General features: G+C 71.8%; 24 protein-coding genes. 9 read left to right on the top strand and 15 right to left on the bottom strand.

Annotated features, from left to right (window positions below):
* Window positions 1-3: 3 nt before the first annotated feature.
* From LZ198_RS02550 to LZ198_RS02530, 5 genes are all read left to right on the top strand, one after another.
* The gene (locus tag LZ198_RS02550) at window positions 4-1,479 is read left to right on the top strand and encodes a hypothetical protein (protein WP_253970226.1); all 1,476 of its coding nucleotides are present in this window, start codon (window positions 4-6) and stop codon (window positions 1,477-1,479) included.
* 115 nt (window positions 1,480-1,594) lie between these two features.
* The gene (locus LZ198_RS02545) at window positions 1,595-1,906 is read left to right on the top strand and encodes a carboxypeptidase-like regulatory domain-containing protein (RefSeq protein ID WP_253970225.1); all 312 of its coding nucleotides are present in this window, start codon (window positions 1,595-1,597) and stop codon (window positions 1,904-1,906) included.
* 279 nt (window positions 1,907-2,185) lie between these two features.
* Window positions 2,186-3,067 carry a ribonuclease HII gene (locus LZ198_RS02540; RefSeq protein ID WP_253970224.1) on the top strand — a complete coding sequence of 294 codons (882 nt, stop codon included), beginning with the start codon at window positions 2,186-2,188 and terminating at the stop codon, window positions 3,065-3,067.
* On the top strand, window positions 3,064-3,699 hold the full coding sequence (locus LZ198_RS02535) for a hypothetical protein (protein WP_253970223.1): 636 nt from the start codon (window positions 3,064-3,066) through the stop codon (window positions 3,697-3,699). The genes LZ198_RS02540 and LZ198_RS02535 overlap by 4 nt, the downstream gene beginning before the upstream one ends.
* A 62-nt stretch (window positions 3,700-3,761) precedes the next feature.
* Window positions 3,762-4,391, top strand: coding sequence for a histidine phosphatase family protein (locus LZ198_RS02530; RefSeq protein WP_253970222.1), 630 nt, complete (start codon window positions 3,762-3,764; stop codon window positions 4,389-4,391).
* A gap of 51 nt (window positions 4,392-4,442) precedes the next feature.
* On the opposite strand, the gene LZ198_RS02525 is transcribed toward LZ198_RS02530, so the two are convergent.
* The 3 genes from LZ198_RS02525 to LZ198_RS02515 form a co-directional block, all read right to left on the bottom strand.
* On the bottom strand, window positions 4,443-5,729 hold the full coding sequence (locus LZ198_RS02525; protein ID WP_253970221.1) for an aminotransferase class I/II-fold pyridoxal phosphate-dependent enzyme: 1,287 nt from the start codon (window positions 5,727-5,729) through the stop codon (window positions 4,443-4,445).
* A 344-nt stretch (window positions 5,730-6,073) separates the two neighbouring features.
* Complete coding sequence (acs, locus tag LZ198_RS02520) at window positions 6,074-8,029, bottom strand: acetate--CoA ligase (protein WP_253970220.1); 1,956 nt, start codon at window positions 8,027-8,029, stop codon at window positions 6,074-6,076.
* A gap of 68 nt (window positions 8,030-8,097) precedes the next feature.
* A complete protein-coding gene (locus LZ198_RS02515) occupies window positions 8,098-8,577 on the bottom strand; it encodes a hypothetical protein (protein WP_253970219.1) in 480 nt (159 codons plus the stop codon).
* A gap of 70 nt (window positions 8,578-8,647) precedes the next feature.
* Between LZ198_RS02515 and LZ198_RS02510 the strand changes: the two genes are divergently transcribed.
* The 3 genes from LZ198_RS02510 to LZ198_RS02500 all read left to right on the top strand — a co-directional run bounded on the left by LZ198_RS02510 (window position 8,648) and on the right by LZ198_RS02500 (window position 12,429).
* The gene (locus LZ198_RS02510; RefSeq protein ID WP_253970218.1) at window positions 8,648-9,070 is read left to right on the top strand and encodes an NUDIX domain-containing protein; all 423 of its coding nucleotides are present in this window, start codon (window positions 8,648-8,650) and stop codon (window positions 9,068-9,070) included.
* Window positions 9,071-9,086: 16 nt separating this feature from the next.
* On the top strand, window positions 9,087-11,000 hold the full coding sequence (locus LZ198_RS02505; protein WP_253970217.1) for a site-2 protease family protein: 1,914 nt from the start codon (window positions 9,087-9,089) through the stop codon (window positions 10,998-11,000).
* Window positions 11,001-11,772: 772 nt separating this feature from the next.
* On the top strand, window positions 11,773-12,429 hold the full coding sequence (locus LZ198_RS02500) for a hypothetical protein (protein WP_253970216.1): 657 nt from the start codon (window positions 11,773-11,775) through the stop codon (window positions 12,427-12,429).
* Window positions 12,430-12,432: 3 nt separating this feature from the next.
* Here the strand turns inward: LZ198_RS02500 and LZ198_RS02495 are convergent, their stop codons facing one another.
* The 11 genes from LZ198_RS02495 to LZ198_RS02440 form a co-directional block, all read right to left on the bottom strand.
* Window positions 12,433-13,107: a molybdenum cofactor biosynthesis protein gene (locus LZ198_RS02495; RefSeq protein ID WP_323381838.1), complete on the bottom strand. Its 675-nt coding sequence runs from the start codon at window positions 13,105-13,107 to the stop codon at window positions 12,433-12,435.
* Window positions 13,104-14,936: a PKD domain-containing protein gene (locus tag LZ198_RS02485; protein ID WP_253970215.1), complete on the bottom strand. Its 1,833-nt coding sequence runs from the start codon at window positions 14,934-14,936 to the stop codon at window positions 13,104-13,106. The genes LZ198_RS02495 and LZ198_RS02485 overlap by 4 nt, the downstream gene beginning before the upstream one ends.
* Window positions 14,937-14,942: 6 nt before the next feature.
* Window positions 14,943-15,683, bottom strand: a complete 741-nt coding sequence (locus LZ198_RS02480; RefSeq protein WP_253970214.1) for an MXAN_2562 family outer membrane beta-barrel protein — start codon at window positions 15,681-15,683, stop codon at window positions 14,943-14,945.
* Window positions 15,680-16,576, bottom strand: coding sequence for an MXAN_2561 family MXYO-CTERM-anchored protein (locus tag LZ198_RS02475; protein WP_253970213.1), 897 nt, complete (start codon window positions 16,574-16,576; stop codon window positions 15,680-15,682). The genes LZ198_RS02480 and LZ198_RS02475 overlap by 4 nt, the downstream gene beginning before the upstream one ends.
* Before the next feature lie 125 nt (window positions 16,577-16,701).
* Complete coding sequence (locus tag LZ198_RS02470) at window positions 16,702-17,730, bottom strand: aspartate-semialdehyde dehydrogenase (RefSeq protein ID WP_253970212.1); 1,029 nt, start codon at window positions 17,728-17,730, stop codon at window positions 16,702-16,704.
* Window positions 17,731-17,785: 55 nt separating this feature from the next.
* The gene (gene tsaB / locus LZ198_RS02465; protein WP_253970211.1) at window positions 17,786-18,523 is read right to left on the bottom strand and encodes a tRNA (adenosine(37)-N6)-threonylcarbamoyltransferase complex dimerization subunit type 1 TsaB; all 738 of its coding nucleotides are present in this window, start codon (window positions 18,521-18,523) and stop codon (window positions 17,786-17,788) included.
* Between the two features lie 10 nt (window positions 18,524-18,533).
* On the bottom strand, window positions 18,534-19,016 hold the full coding sequence (locus tag LZ198_RS02460; RefSeq protein WP_253970210.1) for a septal ring lytic transglycosylase RlpA family protein: 483 nt from the start codon (window positions 19,014-19,016) through the stop codon (window positions 18,534-18,536).
* 7 nt (window positions 19,017-19,023) lie between these two features.
* Window positions 19,024-20,664, bottom strand: coding sequence for an RIP metalloprotease RseP (gene rseP / locus LZ198_RS02455; RefSeq protein WP_253970209.1), 1,641 nt, complete (start codon window positions 20,662-20,664; stop codon window positions 19,024-19,026).
* Between the two features lie 84 nt (window positions 20,665-20,748).
* Window positions 20,749-21,579, bottom strand: a complete 831-nt coding sequence (locus LZ198_RS02450) for a phosphatidate cytidylyltransferase (RefSeq protein ID WP_253970208.1) — start codon at window positions 21,577-21,579, stop codon at window positions 20,749-20,751.
* Window positions 21,576-22,367, bottom strand: coding sequence for an isoprenyl transferase (locus tag LZ198_RS02445; RefSeq protein WP_253970207.1), 792 nt, complete (start codon window positions 22,365-22,367; stop codon window positions 21,576-21,578). Before LZ198_RS02445 ends, LZ198_RS02450 begins: the two co-directional genes overlap by 4 nt.
* Window positions 22,368-22,522: 155 nt before the next feature.
* Window positions 22,523-23,515, bottom strand: coding sequence for an SDR family oxidoreductase (locus LZ198_RS02440; RefSeq protein ID WP_253970206.1), 993 nt, complete (start codon window positions 23,513-23,515; stop codon window positions 22,523-22,525).
* 58 nt (window positions 23,516-23,573) lie between these two features.
* Between LZ198_RS02440 and LZ198_RS02435 the strand changes: the two genes are divergently transcribed.
* The gene (locus LZ198_RS02435; protein ID WP_253970205.1) at window positions 23,574-24,587 is read left to right on the top strand and encodes a helix-turn-helix transcriptional regulator; all 1,014 of its coding nucleotides are present in this window, start codon (window positions 23,574-23,576) and stop codon (window positions 24,585-24,587) included.
* Here the strand turns inward: LZ198_RS02435 and LZ198_RS02430 are convergent.
* A complete protein-coding gene (locus LZ198_RS02430; RefSeq protein ID WP_253970204.1) occupies window positions 24,566-26,566 on the bottom strand; it encodes a serine/threonine-protein kinase in 2,001 nt (666 codons plus the stop codon). The two genes, LZ198_RS02435 and LZ198_RS02430, sit on opposite strands and share 22 nt — an antisense overlap.
* Window positions 26,567-26,594: the final 28 nt, after the last annotated feature.

Genomic DNA, 26,594 nt, shown 5'->3' with positions numbered 1-26,594 from the left:
GCCATGCCCGCCGCCGAGCCCGTCATCGAAGAACCCATCCTGGGTCCCCAGTCCGCGCCCGTCCGCTGTCGGCAACACCCGGGAGAGCTCGCCGGCTGGCGCTGCCAGGCCTGCGGCGCCGCGCTGTGTCCCGAGTGCGCCGAGGAGCGGCGCGTCCAGACGGTGGAGCTGGTGGCGTGCGGGGCGTGTGGAGGCACCACCCAGCCGTTGCTCGTCCACCGGGGCGTGGTGCCCCTGACGCGGCGGCTGCGCGGCATCTGGCGCTATCCGTTCACGTCATCCGGGCTCCAGTTGCTCGTGGGCGTCAGCCTCTTCCTCGCCGCGGTGGCATGGATGACACGGGTGAGCTTCCCCGTGGCGAGGATCCCCCTGGTGGTGCTCTACGGTGGCGTGTTCTGGGCGACCTTCTTCGGCGTGGTGCGCGGCAGCGCGCGCGGCGACACGTCGCTGGAGGCGCCGGACTTCAGCGACATCTTCCGGGACGCGCTGCTCCCGGGCCTGCGCGGCCTGGCCACCTTCGCCATCGTGTGGCTGCCGGCGCTCGGCTACGCGCTGCTCACGCAGCGCGCCCCGAACGCCGCCCTGGGCATGTTCTACTGGTACATCGAGTGGAGCCTGCCCCCCGCGCTCGTCGCCGACCCGGTGTTCTGGGTCCTGGTGGTCATGGGGGCGCTGTGGCTGCCCATGGCGCTGCTGATGACGGCGGCGGGTCAGCCGCCGTGGGCCATCGTCGACCCCCGCCTGGGCTGGCGGCTGCTCCAGGGGTTGGGCCGCGACTACTGGGTGGCCACCGGCGCCCTGGCGGTCCTGGGGGTGCTGCACGCGGTCGCCCACGGCGTGGCCACCGGGCTGCGCCTGCTGGACCTGACCCTCATCTCCGACCTGCTGGCCGAGGCCGTCACGCTGGTGGTCCCCCTCCTCGCCGCCCACGTGCTGGGCCTCCTGCTCTACGTCCGAGGAGACAGCGTGGGGTACGGCGTGGCGCGCGACTACGTGGAGCCGGTGCTGGGTGGCACGAGACCTCGCCGCCGGGTCGCGCCGCTGGGCGAGGCGATGCCCACGGCCCAGACGGCGCAGGTCGTGGAGGCGGCGACGGAGGCGAGGGCGACGTCCGCCCAGTTGGCGGACCTGGGCGCGGCGGTGGAGGCGCGCGACGTTCCCCGGGCGATGGCGCTGTATGCCGAGCTGGGGCAACTTCCTGCCCTGCGAATCCCTCCCGCGCACCACCTGTTCGTCGGCCAGGTCGCGGCGACGGAAGGAGACTTCCCACTGGCGGTCCAGGCGCTGGAGCGCGCCGCGGACGTGGCGCCCGACGACCCCACCGCGCCCCGCGCGTTGGTGCTCCTGGCGCGCGTGCTGGGCGAGCGGATGAACGACGTTGCACGCGCGGAAGAAGTCTACCGCTACGTGCTCCACCGCTACCCGGACACGAACGCGGCGCGCTTCGCGAGCGAGCGCGTGCGGCCGACCTCCGGATGAGCAGGCATTGCCGCGCGAACATCTCGTCCTCATTTTCCAGGACATGATTCGGGCGCGGTGGTGCGCAGTCCTCATCGGAATCGGGCTCCTGACCGGCTGTGACGACGCTCCCCGCGTGCAGCGGGGCGTCGATGACTGCGAGGCGGAGCTCATGGCGGTCCACGTGGAGGTCGTGTCGGCGGATGGCGCGCGGGTGCGCGGCGCCACCGTCACCGGCACCAACACGAAGTCCGACGCCAGCATCACCGGCGTCACCGACGACCAGGGCGTCACCACCGCCATCAACGAGACGCTGGCCCCCAGCGCCGTGCGCGTGGTCGCCACCGCCGGCACCAAGGTCTCCCCCGCGGCCCGCGTCGAGTGGGTGTGTGACGGCTGCAACTGCCTCCCCGAACCGGCCGAGCTCCGGCTCCAGTTGAGCCCCTGAGGACGGCCAAACTCCTCGACTTTTCCCAACCTGACGTGGAATTCAGGTCGGAAGCGCACCAGGGAGGTTGTGCTCGGGGCGTCGGCTGCGGTACGGCTTGAGGCATGCGCGCGACCTGCCCGCCTGCCCCCCTCCAGTCCCTTCCCGTCGTCGGAGCCAGCCACCTGTCGGGCGCTCCCATGTGTACGGTGCAGGGGACGTGTCGGGGCTGGCGCGGCGTTCCCCCTTCGGGGAGTGCCCCACGTACTACCGTTCCGGTAGGTCCTCGGGTCCGCCAGCATGTCGACCGATAGCCGGGAACATTGGCTCCAGTGCGCGCTCGGGGAGCTGACCGAGCGCTTCGTCACCCAGGCACACCCCGTCCCCGCCGGACTGCTGGAGGCCCTCGAGGCCGACCCGCGGCGCGGCGCCCAGCAGCTCGCCCGGCGCATCCGCGCGCGCCAGGAGCGCAACCGCTCCGAGGGGCAGCGACTGCGGCACCTGCTGCGCTTCGAGACGGATCTGTGGGAGCAGGGGCACACGCACGTGGCCGGCGTGGACGAGGCGGGCATGGCGCCGCTGGCCGGGCCGGTGGTGGCCGCCGCGGCGGTGCTGCCCAAGGGCTTCCGGCTCAAGGGGCTGGATGACTCGAAGAAGGTGCTCGACGCGCGCAAGCGCGAGGAGCTGGCCGTCGCCATCAAGCAGGGCGCGGTGGCCTGGGCGGTGGGACGCGCGGAGGTGGAGGAGATCGACCGCCTCAACATCTACCACGCGGGCCTGCTGGCCATGCGCCGGGCGGTGGAGGGCCTGGGGCTGACGCCGGACTTCGTGCTGGTGGACGCGCGGAAGATCCCGGAGTGCCCCGCGCCCCAGCGCGGCATCATCAAGGGCGACTCGCTGTCGATGAGCATCGCCGCCGCGTCCATCCTCGCCAAGACGACGCGGGACGCGCTGATGGCCGAACTGGACGCGCGCTTCCCCGGCTACGGGCTGGCGGAGCACAAGGGCTATCCGACGGCGAAGCACGTGCAGGCGCTGCGCGACAAGGGGGTGCTGCCCATCCACCGGCGCAGCTTCGGCCCGGTGAGAGAGGCGCTGGGGCTCGTGTCCCCCGCGTCCGACGCTCCCGTGCAGGCGGAGCTGTTCGCCGCCATGCCATCCGCGAAGAAGGGCGCCCTGTGAGCACGGACCGAGACATCGACGGTTGGCTGGCCGAGCGGGGAATCACCCTCGGCGACTCGAGGGCCCGCGCCCGCGCGCTGCTGGAGGCCGCGGGGCTCACCCGCCCCGGCAAGGCGCGCATGAGCGACCCGAAGCTGGCCACGGCGGCGAAGCTCCTCGCGGAGCGCTTCTTCCCGGTGTGCGCGGACGGCGCGTGCCTCAAGGTGGCGCAGGCCACCGGCCGCGAGCCGCTGCGCGTGGAGCCCCGGAGCCACTGCGAGGGCTGCGGTGGCTCCGCGAACCACCGCGCCGAGGTGGCCTTCGTGGAGAGCTGCCACCGCCACGGCGTGCGCAAGGTGGTGGTGGTGGGCGGCTCGCCCGCGGTGCGCGAGGAGCTGGAGGCCAAGCTGGGGCGGCACATCGCCCTGCGCATGGTGGACGGCACCGAGCGGCGCACGTCCGACCGCGCCCGGAGCGACCTGGAGTGGGCGGACCTGGTGCTGGTATGGGGCGCCACGGAGCTGCACCACAAGGTGAGCGGCCACTACACGCACGGCGGCCCGGCCTACAGCCACAAGGTCGTCCACGTCGTGCGCCGCGGCGTCGCGGCCCTGCTCGAGGAGGGCATGACGCACATCGAGCGGGCGCACTGAACCCGTCAGGCCCCGCAGACCGGCCTTGCCCCCGCGGGGGTGGGCCGGTCACGCTGCCGCCCATGAAGACCGAGCTCATCTTGTTGAGGCACGGTGAGACCGAGTGGAACGCCCTGGGGCGGCTGCAGGGCCACCAGGACAGCCCGCTGAGCGCCGAGGGCCTGCGCCAGGCGGACGCGCTCGCCACCCGACTGTCCACCCTGCCCTTCACCGCGCTGTACAGCAGCGACCTGGGCCGCGCGCTGCAGACGGCCCAGCGCATCTCCCACCGCACCGGCCACTCCGTACGCTCGGACGCGCGCCTGCGCGAGCGGGGCCTGGGCATCCTCGAGGGCCTGACGCGCGAGCAGGCCCGCCAGCGGCACCCGGACGTCTTCGCCGCGTACGCGACCAACGCGCCCGACTTCGTCGTCCCCGGCGGGGAGAGCTCGCTCCAGCGGCTGGGCCACGCGGTGGCGTGCCTGGGCGAGCTGGGCGCGCGTCACCCCGGGGAGCGGGTGGTCATCGTCACCCACGGCGGCGTGCTCAGCAGCTTCTTCCGGCACAGCCTGGGGATTCCCGCCGACACGCCCCGCGCCTTCTCCGTGCTCAACGCCTGCTGGAACCAGTTCGACTACCACGACGGCGGCTTCCGGCTGGTGACGTGGGGCGACATCAACCACCTGCGCGACGACAGCCGCGACGACACCTGAGGCGAGGACCGCCCGAGCGCGCACGCGCCCGGGACGGACACGGGCGTGGCGTCAGACGTCCGCCCGCCCCCGCGAATCCGAGGCCCCCATCGCGCCGCGCAGGGGCGCCCGCGTCCGCTCGCAGTCCGACAGGAGCCGCCCGGCCTCCGCGATGGCGTCGAGGACGACGGTGGCGCCGTGCCGCATCTGCTCGACGGTGTGCGACGACATCACCTGCATGCGGAAGCGCGACTCGCGCAGGCGCACCGCGGGGTACTCCACGAGGTTGGGGAACACGCCGCGCTCGAACACCAGCTTGGACGCGATGCGCGCCAGCTTCGGGTCCCCCAGGGGAACGGGGACGACGTTGGAGGGCTCGCCCAGACACTTCACGCCGCGCTCGGCGAACGCGCCCCGCAACGCGACGATGTTCTCCAGGGCCCGCGCGCGCAGCGCGTCTCCCTCCTCGGAGCGGATGATGCGCAGCGACTCCCGCGCCGCCGCGGCCTGCACCGGGAGGATGGCGTTGGAGAAGATGTGCGGTCCGCCCATGACGCGGACGAACTGGCGCACCGCCGCCGAGCGCGTCGCCACGAAGCCGCCGTTGGACGAGAACGTCTTGGAGAACGACCCCACGACGAGGTCCACCTTCCCCAGCATCTCCTGCGCGCCCAGGCTGCCCGTACCCCGGGGGCCCAGCGCGCCCAGGTCGTGCGCCACGTCCACCAGCAGCGTCGCGCCGTACTCGTGGCACAGCGACTGGAGCTCGTCGAGGCGCGGCACGTCCGAGTCCATGGAGAACAGGCCCTCGGTGACGACGAGGATGCCGTTGGACGTGTCCTGCGCGCGGATCTCCTGGAGCTTGCGGCGCATGGCGCGCGCGTGGAGGTGGGGAACCCGCGTCACCTTCTGCGTGGCCGCCATGGCGCCCTGCTGGAGGCTCGCGTGCGCCAGCGCGTCCAGCACCACGTGGTCCTCCGGCCGTACCAGCCCGGCGATGGCGCCGAAGCACGCGCCCCAGCCGGTGGCGAACAGCGCCACGTAGGGCATCTCCAGGTGCTCGGCCAGCGCCGCCTCCAGCTCCAGCGACGGCGGCGTGTTGCCGCTGAACATGCCGGAGCCCGCGCTGTGCAAGCCGAAGTCACGGATGGCCCGGTGCGCCGCCTCCACCACCGCCGGGTGCGTGGACAACGCCAGGTAGTCCTGCGAACCGAAGTTCAATCCCTGTCGCGCCACACCCATCTCGCTGCGCACCGCGCACTCCGCGGCGGGCGCGCCATCCAGGCTGCGCGAGTACGGCCACAACCCTGTCTGCCGTCGCGACTCCTGCCATTGGAAGAACGGCTCTGTTCGACCCAACAGGTCGGGTCCCGTGGGATGGGTGTAATTGGCGATGAAATGGGTAAAGAGGGGGGAGTCGAGTTGATCGCAGAAATCCATGAACACTTCCGAGGGGGGAGGGGACGCTGGAATTACAGGAGCGTCGCGCTCTGGGGGGAGAGCGCGCCTTTAATGCTCTTGCATCTTTCCAGTGTCAATGGCCACGGAGTGTTCAGTTGTTTCCGATTATTTCATCCTGACAGGGTTCACCACGTCGGATGCAATCGCATCACCAAGACAACCTGATTGCTCCTATCGCCGCGCCCAATCCCAGACGGGGAGCGGAAGGCCCGGGTGGGCGCTCCGCTCCCGCGTGGGGAGCGCTACTCGTCGTTCTGGCGCAGGGCCGCGAGGACGTTGAGGTCCTCCAGGGTGGTGGTGTCCTGGGAGGACTGCTTGCCGGCGGCCACGTCGCGCAGCAGGCGGCGCATGATCTTCCCGGAGCGCGTCTTCGGCAGCGCCTCCGCGAAGCGGATCTCATCCGGGCGGGCGATGGCGCCAATCTCCTTCGCCACGTGCTGGGCCAGCTCCTTCTTGAGCTCGGCGGAGGGCGCGTGGCCCTGCTTCAGCGTGACGAAGGCCACCAGCGCGGTGCCCTTGAGGTCGTCCGGCCGGCCCACCACGGCGGCCTCGGACACGCGCGTGTGGGCCACCAGCGCGCTCTCCACCTCCGCGGTGCCCAGGCGGTGGCCCGCGACGTTGACCACGTCGTCCACGCGGCCCATCAGCCAGAAGTAGCCGTCCGTGTCCGTGCGCGCGCCGTCGCCGGTGAAGTACTTGCCGGGCAGCTCGCTGAAGTACGTGCGCACGTAGCGCTCCGGGTCGCCGTACACCGTGCGCAGCATGGAGGGCCACGGGCGGGTGACGAAGAGCAGCCCGCCCTGCCCCTTCGGCACGGGGTTGCCCTGCCGGTCGAGGATCTCCGCGTGGATGCCGGGCAGCGGCAGCGTGGCGGAGCCGGGCTTGGTGGGCGTGGCGCCCGGCAGCGGCGAAATCATGATGGAGCCGGTCTCCGTCTGCCACCACGTGTCCACCACGGGGCAGCGGCCCTGGCCGATGACGTCGCGGTACCACATCCACGCCTCGGGGTTGATGGGCTCGCCCACGCTGCCCAGCAGGCGCAGCGACGACAGGTCGTGCTTGCGCGGGTGCTCGTCCCCCAGGCGCATGAAGGCGCGGATGGCGGTGGGCGCCGTGTAGAGGATGGTGGCCTTGTAGCGCTCGATGATGTCCCAGAAGCGGTCCGCCGCCGGGTGCGTGGGCGCGCCCTCGTAGATGAGGGTGGTGGCGCCGTTCATCAGCGGGCCGTAGACGACGTAGCTGTGGCCCGTCACCCAGCCCACGTCGGCGGTGCACCAGTACACGTCGTCCTCGCGCAGGTCGAACACCCAGCGCGTGGTGAGCGACGCGTTCACCGCGTAGCCGCCCGTGGTGTGCAGCACGCCCTTGGGCTTCCCGGTGGAGCCGGAGGTGTAGAGGATGAACAGCGGATGCTCGCTCTCCACCCACTCCGGCTCGCAGACGTCGGACTGGCCCTTCACCAGGACGTCCCACGCCACCAGCTTCGGGCCGGACAGCGACAGCGCGTCACCGGTGCGGCGCGCCACCACCACCTTCTCCACCGACGGCATGTTGGGCAGCGCGGCCTCCACGTTCTTCAGGAGCGGGACCACCGCGCCCTTGCGCCAGCCACCGTCCGCGGTGAGGACCACCTTGGCGCCCGCGTCGTTCATGCGCTCCTGGAGCGCCTCCGCGGAGAAGCCGCCGAACACGACCGAGTGCACCGCGCCGATGCGCGCGCACGCCAGCATCGCCACCGCGGCCTCCGGCACCATGGGCAGGTAGATGCCCACGCGGTCCCCCTTCTCGACGCCCAGGGACTTGAGGCCGTTGGCCAGCCGGTTCACCTCCACCGCGAGCTCGCCGTAGGTCAGCTTGCGCCGGTCCATGGGCTCGCCCTCGAAGAGGATGGCGGGCTTGTCCCGGCGCGTGGCGAGGTGGCGATCCAGGCAGTTGTAGGCCAGGTTGGTGCGCCCCTCGACGAACCACTTCGCGTGCGGTGGCTTCCAGTCGAGCACCGTGCGGAAGGGCTCCTTCCAGTACAGCTCCTCGCGGGCCCGGTCACCCCAGTACTTCTCCGGGTCCCTGGCGGCCTCGTCCCAGAGGCGCTGGTAGTCCGCCATGCTCTTGAGATGGGCGCGCTGGGAGAACGCCTGGGGCGGTGGGAAGACGCGGGCCTCGGTCAGGACCGAGACGATCTCTTGCTGCGTTTCAGCCATGGGCTCCTCCGCAGAGTGGGTGACGACCCCTCTGTTCTAGGAACCCACGAGCTTCTGCTCAAGCAGACTCAGTCGCAGCGCTGGTCGCCCTTGACCGCTTCGTAACGCATCCACAGCTCGCAGCCGCACTCGGCCGGGCGCAGCTCCGTCGCGTAGCGCACCCGGAGCACGCCGTCGAACCGCGTCTTGCACTGCGTCGTGGCGTCCATGTGGATGCTCACCTCGTCGAGCAGGCACGACTCGCCCCGGACGTCGGCGACGGCGTTGATGATGCTGCCGTCGAGGGAGAAGTCATCCCCTTCCGCGAGGAAGTAGCCGATGAGCTGCGAGTCCAGCAGGCCGAAGTCCAGGCGGACGACGCGCCCGGTGACCTGGAGGGTGCCGAAGAAGCGGTCCTTGTTGGCCTCGAACAGGCCGCACTCGTCGCGGAACACCTCGACGGGCGTGAAGGTGTAATCCCCCCCGTCCTGGTCGAAGGGCAGGCAGCCCGCCATGGCGCTCACGAGCAGCGCGGGCACGAGGAGGCGGAAGCGTCTCACGGTGGACACGGCGCGCACCATAACCCACGAACGAATCGAGTGCAGTGCGCTCGTCGCCGTGGAGGGTAGACTGGGTGGCATGCCCGAATATCGCAACCCCAAGCCCACGGTCGACTGCATCATCGAGCTGCCGGGTGGACGAATCGTCCTCATCCGCCGCGCGAACCCGCCCATCGGCTGGGCGCTGCCGGGCGGCTTCGTGGACGAGGGCGAGCCCCTGGACGCCGCGGCCATCCGCGAGGTGAAGGAGGAGACCGGACTGGACGTGAAGCTGGTGGAGCAGTTCTTCACGTATTCGGACCCGAAGCGGGATCCGCGCCAGCACACCCTGTCCACCGTCTACATCGGCACGGCGCAGGGCGAGCCGGCGGGCTCCGACGACGCGGCGGAGGCGCGGACGTTCGCGGTGGACGCGCTGCCCCAGGACCTGTGCTTCGACCACGGCACCATCCTCTCCGACTACCTGACCTACAAGCGGACCGGTCAGCGGCGGAAGCTGTAGGGAGCCGCGGGTCCGGATGCAATACGCGCTCGTCCTGCTCGCCCTCGGGGCCCTGCTGGCCCTGCACGAGCTGGGGCACCTCGTCGCCGCCCGGCTGCTGGGCGTACGGGTGCCCCGGTTCGTCTTCGGGTTCGGCCCTCCGCTGATGTCCTTCCGGCTGTGGGGGACCCAGTTCATCGTGGGGGCGGTGCCGCTCGGGGGTACCGCGCACATCCAGGGGATGAACCCGCACCGCGCGGACGCGGCGGAGTCCGCGAGCTTCCGCGCGCTCGGCCCCTTGCGGCGTATCTTCATCATCCTGGCGGGGCCGGCGACGAACTACCTGGTCGCGCTGGGCATCCTCTTCGCGCTGTACACGTCGGGCACGCACGTCGTGGTGCCGCTGACGGTGGGCACGGTGACGCCGGGCTCGGAGGCGGCGCGGGCCCAGTTGCTGCCGGGCGACCGCATCGAGACGGTGGATGGGCAGCCGCTGCGCAACTGGTCCGACTTCGTGGAGAAGGTGGCGGTGGGCGTGGGCAAGTCGCTCGAGCTGAAGGTCGAGCGGCACGGCGAGTCCCGCGTGGTGACGGTGCGCCCGCGTGCGGACGAGCGGGGCGAGGGTCGCATCGGCGTCAGCCAGCAATACGTCTACCGCGCGCATTCGCCCCGGGAGGCGCTGGGGCACGCGTTCGTGCACACGACGAAGCTCGCGTCGGAGGGCGTGGCGTTCTTCCTGCGCGTCGTGAAGGGCGAGTCGCGTCCCGGCACCGTGGCGGGCCCCGGCGCGCTGGTGCGGCAGGAGTCCTCGGACGCCATCTCCTCGGGCGCGGACTCGGTCCTGCGCGCGTTGGTGGCGGCGTCGGTGGCGCTCGCGCTCCTGACGCTGCTGCCCGTGCCCGGCCTGGATGGAGGGCGGGTGCTGTTGCTGCTCGTGGAGGCCGCGAGCGGACGCAGGTTGCCTCCGCGCGTGGAGACGGTGGCGCAGACCCTGGGGTTCCTCGCCATCTCCGCGGGCATCGTGCTCGTAGCGGGGACGGAGATTCGCGGCGCGATTCCCGAGCGATTCAGGATGGGAGGAGTCCTTCCCTCGGGGACGTCCGCACAGGCGGGGACCGCGACCACGACGGGGGGCGACGCGGGCACCGCGCCATCGGCGACACCCGGTCCGGTGCCGGGGCCCCCCGTCGTCCCCGCCGCGGGAACACTGCCCACGGGAGTGCTCGCGACCCCCGCCTCGGGCACCCTGCCCGCAGCGACGGGAAGCGCGCTGGTGTCAGCGGATGCGGGGTCGAAGGTCTCTGCGCCCGTCGCGACCGTTGGGCTGTCCGATGCGGGACCAGCAGGGGTCATCGCCTCGGACGCGGGCAGTCTCCCGTCCGTCGCGGTGAGCCAGGACGCGGGAGCGACAGGCCCGACGAGCGGCGGCACACCGGTGTCACCGGACGCGGGCACACAGCAACAACCGCCCAGCACGCAGATGTCCGCGGATGGGGGGACCGTGGCGCAAGCCCCCTCCCCTGTTTCGGTTGCACCGACCTCCGGCACACCGACGGCCTCCTCGGCTGCGGTGACGCCGGAGCGAACCTCCGGCGCGGCCCCGGGCACGACCATGTCCGCGACCTCGGATGAGGGCACTCCGGCGCAACCGCCCAGCCCAACCCCAGGCGCGACCACCTCCGCGACCTCGGACGCGGGGACTCCCGTGCGACCGCCCAGCCCAACCCCAGGAGCGACCACCTCCGCGACGGCGGATGCGGGGACTCCTGTACGAACGTCCAGCGCGGCCCCAGGAGCGACCACCTCCGCGACGGCGGATGCGGGGACTCCCGTGCGAACGTCCAGCGCGGCCCCAGGAGCGACCACCTCCGCGACGGCGGATGCGGGGACTCCCATGCGAACGCCGATCCCGACCCCAGGCACGACGGCGGAGGCAGGGACGCAGCAGTGAGCAACCACGCCGGGCCCAGACACGACCACGCTCGCTGTCTCGAACGCCGGCTCCCTGGTGGTGATGACGCACAGGACGACGGTCCTCGACGCTGAAGCATCGGCCTCGCCGCGTCGACTCGGCCATCCGAGAGTTCCCTCGCGATGCATGGCCACCGTACGCGCTGTCGGTCAGCCATCCGACGAGATGACGGCGCCCTGTCATGGCGCCCCACGGACAAGCTGGGCTCGGCGTCCAGCAAGCACGGTGTCGCGCCCACGCACGGCGCGAGCTGCTCGTCGTTCATGCGCGCCATGCCCCGATGTCCACAGTGGACGAGGAGCACCCAGGCGCGCCCCGAGGCCCACCACGCCGAGGACGTGGACCAGGTAGCACCGAGCACAGGGAGGGATTCTCGGGCGAGCCTCGGGAGTCCCCCAGAGACTCGCGCGACCGCCTGCGGGCACGAGACGCATCGAAGTGCTCGCCCCTCATCGAGGCGTGATGCTCACGCCTGTTGGCGGCGCGAACCGAGCGCGGCGCGACGCTGGATACGTCGCCTGCGACTCCTCGGCCTGGAGCCACGCGCGAGGGGTCCCACCTTCCGTAGTGCTCGCCCCTCGCCTGACCAGGCGGCCGGTCGACCCGCCGCGCCGAGGCCCTGCCCCGTACGGGAACCCGCCGTACATCCGGGGTGTCGGGTAGCCGGGCGGACGTTTCGTGTCGAACATGGACGTTCGAGAGGTCGATGGAGGGGCCGAAAGCCCCCGGGACGCTTATGCTTGCGCGCGCGATGAGCAACAAGGTGGCAGGTGGGCTGTACTTCGAGCTGTATTGGGGCGAGAACCTCGCCGAGGCGTGGAGCTACGGCATCGAGCAGACGAGCATCCACGCCGCACCCGATGAGAAGGCAGTGCTCCCGCTCTACGGCTTCACGCTGCCCGAGGAGCCCTTCCTCATCGCCGAGCGCACCGAGCGGGGTTGGCTCATCCATCTGCCACCCAAGGCCCAGGTCGAGCACAAGACGAAGGGCACGGCCTATGGCCCCGTCCCCGACACGCAGCTCCATCTCCAGCCCGGGAAGACGTCCGTGGAGCTGATGGAGGGCTCCACCCTGCGCCTGTCGGAGGGGCAGCTCTTCCTCCAGGTGCAGGGCTCCGTGGTGAAGGAGCGCATCGGCCCCATCGATTGGAAGGAAATGGGCTGGCTCGCCATCGTCGGGCTGCTGTTCCTGAGCCTTCCGTTGGGGTTCCTCATCGCGGGGCCCTCGCCCGAGCGCGCGGCGGAGAACAACGCTCGCGCCCTCCAACAGGCCGCGGAGAAGGAGGCCGCGCGGCGCAAGGGCATGGGCCTGGACACGCCCATGCGCCCCATCACGGACGCGGAGCGCTCGGCGAAACCGGACGCGGGCTCCGGCGTCAACGTCCCCGCGACGTTCCGCGTGTACTGAGCCTCACGGCCCCAGGCCGACCCACACCTCCCCATCCTCGAAGAACTCCTTCTTCCAGATGGGGACGTCCTGCTTGAGTCGCTCGATGGCGTACTCGCAACCGCGGAAGGCCTCCTGCCGGTGGGGCGCCGCCGCCGCGATGACCACCGCCAGCTCTCCCGGCACCAGCGTGCCCACCCGGTGGACGATGGCCAGCCTGACGCCGGGCCACTTCGCCGTCGCCTCCGCGCCGATCTCCGCGAGCTTCTTCTCCGCCATGGGCGCGTAGGCCTCGTACTCCAGCCGCAGCACGCGCCGCCCCTTCGTCTGGTTGCGCACGGAGCCGCTGAACGTCACGAGGCCGCCATACGCGTCCCCCCCCACCGCCTCGACGACCTCCTCCAGGCGAAGCGGCCGGTCCACGACGGAGAACACCCCCGGTCCTCCCCCCGCCACCGGTGGAATCAAGGCCACCTCGGCGCCCGGACGCACGGGCGCATCCACACCCACGAACGCCTGGTCCACCGCCACGCGCAGGTGCGGCAACAGCCGCTCCAACCCCGGGTGTCGTCCAGCCAGCAGGCGCAGCACCTCCGCCACGCTCGCGCCCTCGGGGACCTCCACCACCTCGCGGGCACACCCCGCCCGCTCGCGCGCGGCGGCGAAGTACAGCACGGTGATGGACGTGCCCGGGCTCACCGCATGGACTCCCAGCCGTCGTCGCGCACCGTCAGCCGCCCCTTCACGCGCGCCCCACCCTCCACGAGCGAGAAGTCCAGGAAGCCGAGCTCCAACGGCGTGAGCTGCTCCAGCAGCGCACCCATGAAGGACTTGGCCGTGACGAGCTCCGCCGTGGAGACGCCGGGCACCGCCTTCGTCGCCCGCAGGTCCGCGCGCAACTGCCCCAGGTCCACCATGAGCGAGACATGGCCCGCGCCGAACGCCTCGCCACCGAAGCGCTCACGCAGCGCGGCGCCCACGTCGCCCCGGGGCCGGCCCTCCAGCACCTCCCCGGCCACCAGCGTCGCCCGCTCCGGGCCCACCTTCAGCTCCACCGGCTGGCCCTTCAGCAGCGTCCGGTAGACCTTGCCGCCCGCCACCTTCTCCGCCTGGTAGCGCAGCGGCGAGGCCTCGAGGTGCTCGTCGATGAGCCGCAGCACCGGCTCCGCCGACGTCAGCCCCGCGTCCACGAGCACCGAGCCGCGCACCTCCGGACTCTTGTTCTGGATGAGGTGCTTCAGGAACGCCGGCGCGTCGAAGTAGACGAGCATCGCCACGTCGCCGCGCAGCGCCTTCAGCAGGGCCTCCGCGTCCAGCCCGCGCTCGCGCCAACGCTCCAGCGTGCGCACCCGCCGCTCCGAGCCCGGTGAACCGAAGGCCAGCTTCGCCAGCTCCTCGGGCGGGATGGAGAGCTGCGCGGCGGCCACCGGACCCAAGGCCGTCTGAGACAGGAGCGCGGACGCCGGGGCGCTCGCGCCCTGGAACAGGGGCCGCGTGGACGACATGAACCCATCCAGGTCCACCCGGTCCGGCTTCACCGACAGCGAGGCGAACACCCCGCGCAGCGGCGGCGGCTCCTCGCCATCGTCCGCGGGAGGCCCCGAGTACAGGTACACGCTGCCCTCGGCCACCTTCGCGCGCAGTTCGTGCAGCAGCGGCTCCTCGGACAACCCCGCGCCCGTCAGGCCCGTCACCACCTGGCGCGGATACGCCATGTCCGTCGTCGGCGCGGGCGGCACCACCGCCATCGCCTGCACCGGCGCGCCGTCCTCCGGCACCTCCGGCGACTCCGGCACGACGAGGTACAGGTAGCCCCGGTCGGTGAAGAGCAGCATCTCCTCGCCGTCCTCGGCGGAGCGCAGCCGCGCGGCGCCATCCTCCAGCGGCGACACCTCGTGGCCCGCCTCCTGGGCCGCCCGGAGCACCGCCTCCATCGCCGCCTCGGGCTCCGTCACGCCCACCAGCGCCACGGTGCCGTCGAACTCCGGCAGGAAGAAGAAGCCCGCGCCCTCGTCGGGGTCCACGACGCTCGGGCCCCCGTCGATGCCGCGCAGCAGCAGCGCCATCAGCGGCGTCGCCTCCAGCTCCTGCCGCGCGTTCTCCGCGCCGATGAGGCGCTCGTAGAAGTCGACGAGCGGCTCCAGGTTGCCGCGCAGTCGGGGAATCCACAGCACCGAGCGCGCCTGGGCGGGCACGGCGCGCAGCACCGGCCGGGGCACCACGGTGAACTTCACCCGCGCCACCTCTTCACCGGAGACGAGCGCCCGCGCGGTGTACGTCCCCGCGCGCGCATAGGCATGGGACAGGCGCGCGCCCTCGAACGTCGGCGTGCCGTCCCCCGGCTCCCACGTCACCTTCGGAGCGCCGGGCTCCTTCGAGCCCAGCTCCACCGGGACGCCCGCCTCGACGGTCCGGTCCTCGCCCAGGTCCACCCGGACGGAACGATGGCAGCCGGTGGCCCAGGGGCCCACGGCGACCATCAACCCCAACGTCACGACAGCGCGGAGACGACTCGGAGCGAGCGGCATGCGCCGCTAATAGTCCAGCGTGAGTCCGAACATCCAGCGCCGGCTGGACAGGTCCAGCCCACCTGCGCCGAAATTGTCCACATCCGCGTAGGAGTACTCGGCGAACAGGTAGCTGTGGTTGACGCCGAGGTCGGAGTCGAAGTCGCGCGCGAAGCGCGGCTGGAGCACATCCAGCAGGAAGGACACCCCGGCCGTGGCGGCCCATCCCCACTTGCCACCCGAGCCCTTGATGCCCTGGGCCGTGTTCGTGCTGTCACCCTTCGTGACCCACCACGGGGTGTAGACAAGGCCCAGCTTCCCGTAGGGAACCAGGGGGATGCCCCATTCGAACGCCGCGTAGTCGAACTTGTAGAAGCCGTTGAGCTGGAGTGGCACCAGCTTCAGCGCCGTCTTCTCCGCCGCGTTGCCGCCGCCCGCCAGCTTCGCCGCTGCGTACTTCTCGCCGTAGCCGGCCGACAGGCCCACGCCCGCCGTGCCGATGCCCTGGTAGAAGAAGCGCTGCATCTCCAGTTCGATGACGAGCAGCGACGACTCGCCGAAGGTGTCCTTGTAGGGCGTGGCGCCGTTCAGCGCCTTCTCCTTGTCGATCTCCGGTTTGTACCCGCCCGCGCGCACGACGATGGCACCGCTGCGAGGGGATTCAATCGGCCCCTCGGGCACCACGACCGCCTGCTCTTCCTGTGCCCAGGCCGGGAGCGCCGCGCTGGCGCACACCAGGGCCACACCCAGGGCTGTTGCCCGCTTCATGACTGCTTCCTCCTCGACGTCACCCAGAAGCCGAGAGCCGCCAGCACCGCCCCCAGCGCAATGCCACCACCGCCCGCCCCACACCCGCCCGTCTCCTTGCCGCCCGCGTCGATATACGCGTCCCAGAACCCGTTGCTCGGGATGGGCGTGCCCGTGGAGAGCGCCGAAGCCGGGCTCTGGTTGCCCGCCTTGTCGAAGGCGAAGGCCCGCACGCCGTACTGGACGCCGTTCTCCAGGTTGTCCATCCGGAACGTGGTGTTGTCCGTCGCCTGATCCTTCGAGCTGACGACATCCCCCGCCGTCGGCGTGCCGCCGTCCTCACCCGCCACCAGCGACACCACCTCCACCCGGAGCTGCGTCGCGGTGCTCGGCACCGACACCGACACGCTCAGCGCGCCGTCCAGCCCCGTCACGCTCGGCGCGTCCGGAGCGACCGGCGGCGAGGGGTCGAAGATGAACGACACGGAAGTCGTCCCGACGTTCGAGTCCGTGTCCTTGCACTGCCCCAAGGTGTCCACGGTCTTCGTCGTCGCGCACAGTTTGAAGGTCTTTTCGGTCGTCTGGCCCTCGCAGGTCAGTCCACCCTTCGTGAGCGCATCACTCATCCGCAAGGTCAACGTGCCGGTCAGCGACACCGTGTCCCCCTGGGAGATCTCCTTGAGGGTCAGGTCCCCGGTGCCCGGGGTCCCGGTGCAGTTCTCGTCGGACAGCCAGATGAAGAGCGTGTCGCAGGCGACGTTCCCCGTCCGAGTCCAGGTCACCTGTTTGGGGGTGGCGCAGTCGGCCTTCGAGACGACGATCTCGTTGCTCTGGATGGCCGTGCCGGAGAAGGACACGGACTGCCCCAGGGCGGCCGATGCGAAGAGCAGGGAGACAGCGAGTGTGAGGCGCATGGGTGAGCGGAGGCTAGCAAGCGGGAGGCCACTCACAACTGCTTCCCGCGGGCCGGGTTTCGGCCACTTCCCGCCGTCTCCTCGCGCCAAACAGGCAGGCCCCCCTCCCGCCGTGTGCCAATTTGTCAGGCGGGGCGCTCGGCCAGCTTGAGGCCGGTCTCCACCAGGTTGAGGGCGGCCCCCCGGGTGGCGTTGTCCACGGCGGCGAACAGCGTCACCCACTCCGGGGCCTGGGGGAACGCGCGCACGCGGCCCACATGCACCGTGGGGTCGGACGTGACGAGCATGGGCATGGGATAGACGCGCTCGCCCGGGGCGTCGAGCACCTTGAGGGCGGGCGACGTCTTCAGGGCCGCGCGCACCTGCTCCACGGGGCCCGCCTTCTTCAACTGCACGTTGAGGGTGAGGCCGTGGCCGTAGAAGCTGGGCACCTGCACCGCCGTGCCGGCGATGACGGGCACCTCGCCGCGGCTCGAGAACAGGCGCGCGGACTCCAGCGTCCAGCCGCCCTCCTCCTCCGTCCACGGGGAGTTCACCATGAAGCCGCCCACCTGGGGCACGAGGTTGAAGCCCACGCGGTGGGGGAAGGCGTGGGGATCCGGCTCCCGCCCGGACATCAGGTCCGCCGTCTGCTTCTCCAGCTCCGCCACGCCGCGCACGCCCGCGCTGGACACGCCCATCAGGGCCGTCAGCTGCGCGCGCGCCACGCCGAAGGCCCGGCGCAGCGGATCCACCACGTGGACCGCGGCGGTGGTGACGGCGCCCGGCAGGCACACCATCCGGCCCTTGAAGGCGGCGGACAGCGCCTCCGTGTTGAAGCCCGGCAGGACGAGGGGGACGTTGCCGTCCCCCCGGAAGGCGGAGCTGGCGTCCACCACCCACGCGCCCGCGGACTGCGCGGCGGGGGCCAGCGTCCGGGAGACCTCCGCGGGGGTGGCCAGCAGCACCAAGCCCGCGCCCCGGAGGGCCTCCGGCGTGGCGCGCTCCACCTCGAGCGAGTCCTCCCCGTACTCCACCTCCAACCCCTTGGAGCGCTCCGAGCCGAAGGCCCGCACCTGCTCGGCGGGGATGTCCCGGGCATACAGCGCGGCCAGCACCTCGCGGCCCACCACGCCGGTGGCGCCCACCACGGCAATCTGAAAATCGTCCTTCATCGGAGTGTCCTTTCGCCTCCCCCGGACGCGCGGGCGCGCGCCACGGACGGGGGCCTCAGTCTTCCTTCAGCCGCGCGGTGGGCACCGGGCCCGGCAGCGGCGGGAACTTGGGGTTGCGCTCCGGCTCCGACGCGCGCACGTAGTGCGGCTCCATGGCGAAGAGCGCCTGGAGCGAGAAGTCCTCCGGGAAGCGCACCAGCCGCGCCAGCTCCACCGCGGACGGGAACGCGGGCCCCGGCAAGAGCCGGTGCGGCGCCACGCCGTGCTTCTCCAGCGCCGCGCGGTAGTCCACCAGCGCCGGCCCCAGCGCCACCGCCCGGGGCTCCGCCGCCAGCCGCGCGGCGACCTCCTGGGGCGACATGGCCGTCTCCGGCTCCAGCGCCTCCACCGCGCTCCCCCGGCGCACGTAGGCGCCCAGGTACAGGTCGTCCTTGCGCGCCACGGCCAGGCAGTACAGCGGCACGTCCTCGGGGCCCTCCAGCGCCACCGCGGCCAGCGACGAGGCGCCGGCCACCTTCAGGCCCGCCGCATACGCCAGCGACTTCACCGTCGCCAGGCCGATGCGCAGCCCGGTGAACGAGCCCGGCCCCAGGCCCACGGCCAGTCCCTCCAGCCGCGCCAGCGTCACACCCTGCCGGGCCAGCAGCTCCCCGACGACGCCGGGCAGCACCTCGCTCTGCTTCGCGGGGGGGCCCACCACGACGTGCTCCACGGTCCGCACGGCACCGTCCGGACCGCGCTCCACCAGGGCGAGCGACAACGTCAGCGTGGAGGTGTCCAGCGCGAGGAACATGGGCGGCTCACTACACCGGCGCGGCCCACATTGCTTGGGGAATCTCCGACACGGCGTCGCGGCAGCGGTACAGCCGCACGCGCACCACGCCCTTGTCCAGCATGTCCAGCTTCGAGGCGGCCGCGCGCGACACGTCGATGATGCGCCCCTCCACGAAGGGCCCCCGGTCGTTCACCCGGACCTCCACCGAGCGGCCGTTCTCCATGTTCACCACCCGCAGGCACGCGCCGAAGGGCGCCTTGCGGTGCGCCGCGGTGAGGGCGTGCTGGTTGAAGCGCTCGCCGCTGGCGGTGGGCCGGCCGTGCAGGCCCGGGCCGTAGAACGAGGCCAGCCCCTCGCCCACGTACGAGCGGGGCATCTGCTCGCGCCGCGTCACCCGGGGCGAGCCGGGCGCCGGCGCGTCCTCCCGGGCCGCATCCGGCTTCGCCGCGCGCGAGGCACAGGCGGTCGTCAGTCCCAGGCCCAGGAGGAGGACGGCGGTGCTCGCGCGCATGAGGCCTCTAGCGGGTCAGGTCGTTCTTGAAGACGAGCAACATCAGGAGGAACAGCAGCGCCAGGCCCACCATGTTCGCCACCTCCCGCACCCGCACGGGGATGGGGCGGCGGCGGATGCCCTCCCAGACGGCGGCCAGCAGCGCGAAGCCGTCCAGGATGGGGATGGGCAGCAGGTTGACGACGCCCAGGTTGATGGAGATGGCCCCCATCAGGTCCAGGAACGCCTCGGACCCCATGGCGGCGGTGCGGGCGGCCAACTGCGCCATCATCACCGGCCCGCCGAGCTGATCCAACGGCACCGTGCCCACGAACAGCCCGCCCAGCGACTTCACCGTCTGGGCGATGAGCTGCGGCACGCGCAGCGAGGCGCGCCGGAGCGCCTCCCCGGGCGAGTACTGGATGGAGACCTTGTCCTCGAAGCCCCGGTCCGCGGACGGCGGCAGGTAGCGCGCCGCGCCGAGGATGAGCGGGGAGGACTTGTTGCCCATCACGTCCTCGAACTCGACGCGCGCCTGGGTGAGCCGCTGCGTCTGCTCCGCGCCGTCCGCGCCCCGCCACGACAGGGTGAAGGGCTCCTCCTTGAGGGTGCTCAGCCTCGCCTGGAGCGAGGAGAACGACTCCAGCTTCTCGCCGTTGAGGGAGAGGATGCGGTCGCCCGCCTGGAGGCCGGCCCTGGCCGCGGCGCTGCCCGGGAAGACGGTGCCGATGTACAGGTTCGAGGACTCCGCGCCCAACGCCGCCAGGCCCGTGCCCGGCTGACGCGCCATGGTCGCCTCGACGACCTCCGGCATCGCGCCCGTCACCGCGCCCGCGTCCACCGGCACCATGCGGCGCACCACCAGCTTCAGCGGCGTGCCCTCCGGCAGGTGGTTCAGCTCCCGGTAGAGCGCGACCTCGTCCGCGACGTGCACGCCGTTGATGGACAGGACGCGGTCGAACGTGCGCAGCCCCGCCGCCTGCGCGGCCGACCCCTGGGGCACACCCACCGTCGGCGGGAAGGGGGCGGGATACACGCCGATCATCCCCCGCTCCACCGTGTCGATGACGGACGTCTCCACCGTCTTGCGCGGCGTCACCGTCAGCGTCAGCGGCTTGCCGTCGCGCTCGACGACCAGCGGGATGGGGCGCTCGAAGCGCCCCTCGAACGCGTCCCGCATGTCCTCGAACGAGCGCACCGCCACCCCGTCCACGGACGTCACCCGGTCGCCCGGCTGCACGCCCCCGAGCGCCGCGGGCATGCCCGGGTCCAGGGAGCTGACCAGCGTGGAGGTCGTCTGGTGGGGGCTGATGAAGACGAAGAAGTAGACCAGGACGGGGAAGATGAAGTTGAAGGCCGGGCCCGCCAGGACGATGAGGCCCCGCTTCCACGGGGGCTGGGCGAGGAAGCCCCGGCTGGCCTCCTTCGGGTCCAGCTCCTCGTGCGGCAGGTCCCCCGCCATCTTCACGTAGCCGCCCAGGGGCAGCAGCGCGATCTGGTACTCGGTCTCACCCTTCGTGAAGCCCACCAGCTTCGGACCGAAGCCGATGGAGAACTTCAAGACCTTCACGCCACAGGCCTTGGCCACGAGGAAGTGGCCGAGTTCGTGGACGGTGACGAGCACCCCCAACAACAGCAAGAACGCCCCGATGCCCTGGAGTGAAAACATGGGGGCAAGAGTAATCGTGCCCCTCGGGCCGGACAACGCACATCTGGGCCCGGCGGGCGTCCGGGCGAGCGAAATCGCACGCTTCTACGGCAACAGGCCACGCACGAACTGCACGTAGACGAACACCAGCGGCGCGTTGAACAGCAGCGCGTCGATGCGGTCCAGCACGCCGCCATGCCCCGGGATGAGGAACCCCGAGTCCTTCACGCCATAGGCGCGCTTGAGCATGGACTCGCACAGGTCGCCGATGGGGCCCAGCACGCCGCCGGCGAGCCCCAGCAGCACACAGTCCCACACCGTGAAGACGGGGAAGAAGAAACCGCGGGCGATGAACATGCCGCCCACCGAGCCCAGCATGCCGCCGAAGAAGCCTTCCCACGTCTTGTTCGGGCTCACCTCCGGGTAGAGCTTGTGCTTGCCCAGGAAGCGGCCGAAGAAGTAGGCGGCGGTGTCGTTGGCCCAGGTGATGGTCAGCGCGCAGATGACCCAGGCCAGCCCGTCCCCGGGGAACAGGCGCAGCGCGGACAGGGCCGTCAGCCCCACCGCGCCGTAGAGGAAGCCGTTGACCAGGTGCGCCGTGCGCGTGGGGGCCTCCGCCAGCGGGCCCTTGAACAGGTGGTAGATCCACGCGAAGAAGGCGAAGACCACGGTGAGCCAGAAGGCCGTCTCCCCCGTGCCCGCCGCGTTCTTGAGCGGCAGGAACGGCATCACCGCGGCGAAGGCCATGCCCACCCAGGAGGCCACCGTCAGGCGCTTCTGGACGATGAGGTAGTACTCGCCCACGCACGCCGCGGCGGCGAACCCGAGCAGGCCCGCGCTCCAGACGCCGCCCAGGAGGAGCAGCAGCAACACGAGCGGCAGGAGCGTCACCGCCGTCACGATGCGCACGACGAGGTTTCTGTTCTTGTCGTTCACGCCTTGGCCTGTTGAGGGGGGTCCTCCCGCTTGACCTGGGCGGAAGTGAGCCCGAAGCGCCGCTCACGCTGCTGGTACTGCGACACGCAGCGGAGGAACTCCTCGGTGCGGAAGTCCGGCCAGAGGGCGTCGGTGAAGCACAGCTCCGCGTACGCCATCTGCCAGAGCAGGAAGTTGGAGATGCGCAGCTCGCCGCTGGTGCGGACCACCAGGTCCAGGGGCGGCAGCCCGTGCGTCCAGAGGAAGGACTCGAAGTCGGACTCCTCCGCCTGCGCCGCGGACAGCTCCCCCTTGGAGATGGCCTCCGCCATGCGCCGGACGGCCTGGAGGATCTCCTCCCGGCCCCCGTAGGAGAGCGCCAGCGACAGCACCATGCCGGTGTTGTGGGCCGAGTCGGCGATCAACCGGTCCAACGGGTCGCGCACATACCGGGGCAGACGTCCGACATCTCCCACCGCGTTGAGGCGGATGCCGTTGTCGAGGATCTCCGCGCGCTCCCCTTCCAGGTACTCACGCAGCAGGTCCATCAGCCCGGCGACCTCCTCGGCCGGGCGGGCCCAGTTCTGGGAGGAGAAGGCGTACAGGGTCAGGGCCTGGATGCCCAGGCGCCGGGCGGTGCGGGTCACCTCCCGCACGCTGGAGCTCCCCTCGCGGTGGCCCTCGAGCCGGTCCAACCCCCGCGACTCCGCCCACCGGCCGTTGCCATCCATGATGATGCCCACGTGGCGCGGCACGGGCCGGGCCTTGACCTGACTTTCGAGGGCGGAAACCACTAGGGGGCGTTCCATTCGAGCCGCGCACCCTACTGGTGACGCCGCGTCGCGTCCACGCCAGCGTGGCTCAACAGTCACTCCGTCCCCCTGGGCGGTCGCCTGGAACCGATGAGTGGTCCCAGGCCCCGCACCCATGTAGGCCAAGGTGGGCAGCGACGGACCTCAGGGCCTCAATAGAGGGGCCACTGGGGCCGGACGATCTCGATGGGGCCGTCCAGCCAGGGCTCGTAGGCGGCCGCGTCGGCCACGCGGTAGGGCTTGCCGTAGGCGCGTTCGAAGTGCTCGGCCCAGTTCGGCTGGCTCCCGTCCAGGTCCGTGAAGCCGTACTCGCGGGCCAGTCCCCAGGAGCTGTGGACGCGGCCCGCCTTCGCGGCGACCCGCGGGTCCGCGGCGAGCGCGGCCACGGCCCGGCCGACGTACGCGGGGGTCTCCGAGGCGATGAAGTCGGGCTCGTTCTTCACGGCGTCGCGCCAGGTGGCCTCCGTGACCCCGAAGTTGTCGAGCATCTCCTCGGAGCGCAGGAAACCGGGCGTCACCGCGAGCGCGGTGAGGTGGGTGCGACGCAGCTCGCGGGACATGGCGAAGGCCAGCCGGATGACGGTCATCTTCGTCAGGTCGTACGGGAGGCTGCCCCGGTAGCCGAACGAGTCCCCGTCCGTGATTTCGATGAGGAGGCCGCGCTCCTGCGGGAGCATGACCGGCACCGCGTAGCGGCTGGTGACCAGGTGGGTGAAGACGGCGCGCTCGAACATGGTGCGCGCCAGGGCCGGGGACTGCTTCCAGAACGGCACGCCGAACTCGGAGATGGCGTCGCAGCCCCAGATGTCGTTGACCAGCACGTCGATGCGCCCCGCGTCCTTCTGGATGCGCTCGCAGAGGGCGGCGACCTCCTCCTCCACCGTGTGGTCCACGCGCAGGGCGATGCCTCGCCCCCCGAGCGCGGTGACCTGCTCCGCGGTCTCCTCCAGGACCTCCGGCCGGTTCGGCCCGGACGCGGGGTTGCCGCGCACGCTGCGGCCCGTGCAGTACACCGTCGCGCCCGCCGCGCCGAGCATGGTGGCGATACCGCGTCCCGCGCCTCGGGTCGCGCCCGCGACCAGCGCGATACGTCCTTCGAGTGGCTTCTCCAGGGTGGACCTCCTCCAGTCAGTGCTGGCGGCCACCCTACGCGGCCAATCCTGACACCTCCTGTCATGATTGCCCCGCTACAGTGGGGGCACCATGCGCGCGGACCGGCTCGTCAGCTTGATGTTGCTCCTGCAGACGCGCCCGCGGATGACGGCGGGCGACCTGGCGCGCGAGCTCCAGGTCTCCGAGCGGACCATCCACCGGGACCTCGACGCGCTCTCGCGCTCCGGCGTGCCGGTGTACACGACGCGCGGGGCCGCCGGCGGCGTGGCGCTCGTCGAGGGCTGGCGCACCCAGCTCACCGGGCTGACGCGCGCGGAGCTGCACGCGCTGGCCGCCATCAGCGGCGCGCCCGGTGGGCTGGGAGCCCTGGGCCTGTCCGCGCCGCTGCGCAGCGGGCTGGTGAAGCTGTCGGCCGCGCTGCCCGCCCTGCAGCAACCCGCGCTCGAGTACGCGCGGCAACGGCTGCACGTGGACGCCGCGTCGTTCTTCGCGCAGGAGGAGGACGTGCCCCACCTGGGCGTGCTGCGGGACGCGACCTGGCAGAACCGCCGTGTCTCGCTCGGGTACCGGGACTTCGACGGGAAGGCGGGGCGCCGCGTCGTGGAGCCCTACGCGCTCGTGCTGAAGGCGGAGCGCTGGTACCTGGTGGCGGGCACGGACAAGGGCCCGCGCGTCTACCGCGGCTCGCGCATCGAGGCCGTGCGCCTGCGGAGGGAGACCTTCGAACGCCCGGCGCGCTTCGACCTGCTGGCCTTCTGGAGGGACTGGTGCGCGCGCTTCGCCGGGCAACGGCCGCGCTACGACGTGACGCTGCGGCTGACGGCCCAGGCGGAGGCCACGCTGCGGCGCATGCGTCCGCCGACGGACACGGCGCGGTTCGACGCGGGACGGAGGGAGCGCGACGGTCGGCGCACCGCCACCGTGGACTTCGAGCGGGAGTCCATCGCGCTGGCCCAGGTCCTGGAGGCGGGCCCCGGCGTGGAGGTCGTGGAGCCCGAGTCCCTGCGCGCGCGCCTCGTCGACCTGGCGCGCGCGGTGCTCGACACCCACGGCAGAGACGCGTCGCACGCGACGCGTCCGCGTCACTCCTCCATGAAGTTGTGACGGATGGGCGTGGTCTTCCCCGCCTTGATCTCGACGACCTTGGTGACGTCCTTGCCGAGGTCGGCGTTGGAGAGCTTCAGCGTGTGCTTGCCCTCGGTCAGCTCGACGGGGTCCAGGGGCGTCTGGCCGTACGACTTCCCGTCGATCTTCACCACGGCGTACGGGCGCACGCGAATCTCCAGGAACCCCTTCGCCACGGGCGCCCGCACCGCCACGCGGGGACGCGCGGGTTTGGTCGAAGGCTCCTCCGACGACTTCGCCGACGCCGCCTCCCGCGCGGGCTCCGACTCGACCGGGGCCGCCGGCTCCACCTTCGCCACGACGACGGGCTCCGGAGGCTTCGGGTCCTCCGGCGGTGGCGCGGAGGGCTGCGTCGGCGCCACCGGGGCGTCTCCCGTCGCGCCCGGACGCGCGGCCTCGGCGACGGGGCGGGCCTCCGCGACGGGAGTCGGCTCGCGCACGGGGGGCGCCCCCTTTCCTCGCGAAGCCTCGCCCGCGCCCACCGGCAGGGGCTTCACGTCGACGCTCGGCGCGCGCTCGGGCCACAGCAGCGCGACCCCCGCCACCGCCAAGACGCCGCCCAAGGCCAGGGCCGCCACGAGCATGCCCCGGCCCTTGGTCACTCCGGAGGAGACCTGCACGCCGGTCGAGATGTGGTCCTCGTCGGGCCCGGCGACCTCCGACTCCGTCCCATCCTTCTTCGCCGTGGCCAGGGGCGTCGTGGCCAGGGGCGCCGTCACCGCGGCCATGCGCGAGGAGTTCCACCCACCCCCTCCGCCCGCCCCCGCCTCCATGGGCAGGCCCGCCTGCGGGGGGAGCGTCGTGCCCTTGCGACGCGCCGGGGTTCGAGCCGGCGCGCCACCTCCCAGCACCGCGTCCACCGCCAGCGGCGCGGGCGTCGTGGGCGCCGTCACGTCCACCGCGTCCGGACGTGGACGCTCCAAGGGCGCGGACGGCGCCGCCATCGACCGCGACGCGCTCAACGGCTTCGGCCCGCTGCCCGCCGGTCGCGGCGCCCCACCGCTGCCCACCACGCCGTGCGCGGGAGAGCCCATCAGCGGCCCCGTCGAGGAGTCGCCCATCACCTTCGTCACGAACTGCGAGAGCTGGTACGCCCCCACCGCCTCGCCCGACGACAGCACGAAGTGCTCGAGGTCGGACTGCAACGCGCGACAGTCCGGGTAGCGCGCGTCCCGGTCCTTCGCGAGCGCGTTGTCGAGAATCACCTGCAGCATCGGCGGCACGTCCGCGCGCCGCGCCGTCACCGGGATGAACGGCTCGAACAGGATGGCCTGCATCGTGCTGGCCTCGGTCGTCGCGTCGAACGGACGCCGCCCCGACAGCAGCTCGTACAGCACCACCCCCAGCGCGTACACGTCCACCCGGCGGTCCAACGGCAGCGTGCGAAGCTGCTCGGGCGGCATGTACGCCACCTTGCCCTTCACCACGCCCGTCTGCGTGCGGTGCCCCTGCCCGGCCACCTTCGCCACGCCGAAGTCCACCACCTTCACCGCGCCCTGCCGCGACACCAGGATGTTGTCCGGGCTCACGTCGCGGTGGATGATCCCCAGCGGCGAGCCCGTCTCCGGGTCGCAGAAGTCATGCGCGAACGCCAACCCCTCCGCCGCCAGCGACACCAGCTTCGCGCACACCACCGGCGGCAACGGGACCTCCGCCGCGCGCTTCACCAGCTTGCGCAGCGTGGGCCCGTCGATGAACTCCATCGCCAGGAAGTAGCTGCCGTCCGCCTCGCCGAAGTCGAAGATCTGCACGATGTTCGGGTGCTCGAGCTGCGCGGCCAGCCGCGCCTCGCCCAGGAACATCTCGACGAACGCCGGGTCCTCGGCCAGATGCGGGAGGATCCGCTTCAGGACGAGCGTCTTCTCGAACCCCATGGGGCCGGCGGCCTTCGCGAGGAAGACCTCCGCCATGCCCCCCGAGGCCAGCTTCCGGACGAGTTGATACTTCCCGACTTGCATGCGCTCCAGCGTTCTCCCAGGTTTTCCC

Origin of the sequence: Myxococcus dinghuensis (genome assembly GCF_024198235.1) — a bacterium.
Taxonomy (GTDB): Bacteria; Myxococcota; Myxococcia; order Myxococcales; family Myxococcaceae; genus Myxococcus; species Myxococcus dinghuensis.
The sequence above is the reverse complement of the archived record's forward strand: the minus strand, read 5'-3'. Positions and strand labels throughout refer to the sequence as shown.

Coding starts and splice junctions, on each gene's coding strand:
- LZ198_RS02550 (WP_253970226.1), top strand. CDS start 4: ATGCCCGCCGCCGAGCCCGTCATCGAAGAACCCATCCTGGGTCCCCAG.
- LZ198_RS02540 (WP_253970224.1), top strand. CDS start 2,186: ATGTCGACCGATAGCCGGGAACATTGGCTCCAGTGCGCGCTCGGGGAG.
- LZ198_RS02530 (WP_253970222.1), top strand. CDS start 3,762: ATGAAGACCGAGCTCATCTTGTTGAGGCACGGTGAGACCGAGTGGAAC.
- acs (WP_253970220.1), bottom strand. CDS start 8,029: ATGGCTGAAACGCAGCAAGAGATCGTCTCGGTCCTGACCGAGGCCCGC.
- LZ198_RS02510 (WP_253970218.1), top strand. CDS start 8,648: ATGCCCGAATATCGCAACCCCAAGCCCACGGTCGACTGCATCATCGAG.
- LZ198_RS02505 (WP_253970217.1), top strand. CDS start 9,087: ATGCAATACGCGCTCGTCCTGCTCGCCCTCGGGGCCCTGCTGGCCCTG.
- LZ198_RS02500 (WP_253970216.1), top strand. CDS start 11,773: ATGAGCAACAAGGTGGCAGGTGGGCTGTACTTCGAGCTGTATTGGGGC.
- LZ198_RS02485 (WP_253970215.1), bottom strand. CDS start 14,936: ATGCCGCTCGCTCCGAGTCGTCTCCGCGCTGTCGTGACGTTGGGGTTG.
- LZ198_RS02480 (WP_253970214.1), bottom strand. CDS start 15,683: ATGAAGCGGGCAACAGCCCTGGGTGTGGCCCTGGTGTGCGCCAGCGCG.
- LZ198_RS02475 (WP_253970213.1), bottom strand. CDS start 16,576: ATGCGCCTCACACTCGCTGTCTCCCTGCTCTTCGCATCGGCCGCCCTG.
- LZ198_RS02470 (WP_253970212.1), bottom strand. CDS start 17,730: ATGAAGGACGATTTTCAGATTGCCGTGGTGGGCGCCACCGGCGTGGTG.
- tsaB (WP_253970211.1), bottom strand. CDS start 18,523: ATGTTCCTCGCGCTGGACACCTCCACGCTGACGTTGTCGCTCGCCCTG.
- LZ198_RS02460 (WP_253970210.1), bottom strand. CDS start 19,016: ATGCGCGCGAGCACCGCCGTCCTCCTCCTGGGCCTGGGACTGACGACC.
- rseP (WP_253970209.1), bottom strand. CDS start 20,664: ATGTTTTCACTCCAGGGCATCGGGGCGTTCTTGCTGTTGTTGGGGGTG.
- LZ198_RS02445 (WP_253970207.1), bottom strand. CDS start 22,367: ATGGAACGCCCCCTAGTGGTTTCCGCCCTCGAAAGTCAGGTCAAGGCC.
- LZ198_RS02435 (WP_253970205.1), top strand. CDS start 23,574: ATGCGCGCGGACCGGCTCGTCAGCTTGATGTTGCTCCTGCAGACGCGC.
- LZ198_RS02430 (WP_253970204.1), bottom strand. CDS start 26,566: ATGCAAGTCGGGAAGTATCAACTCGTCCGGAAGCTGGCCTCGGGGGGC.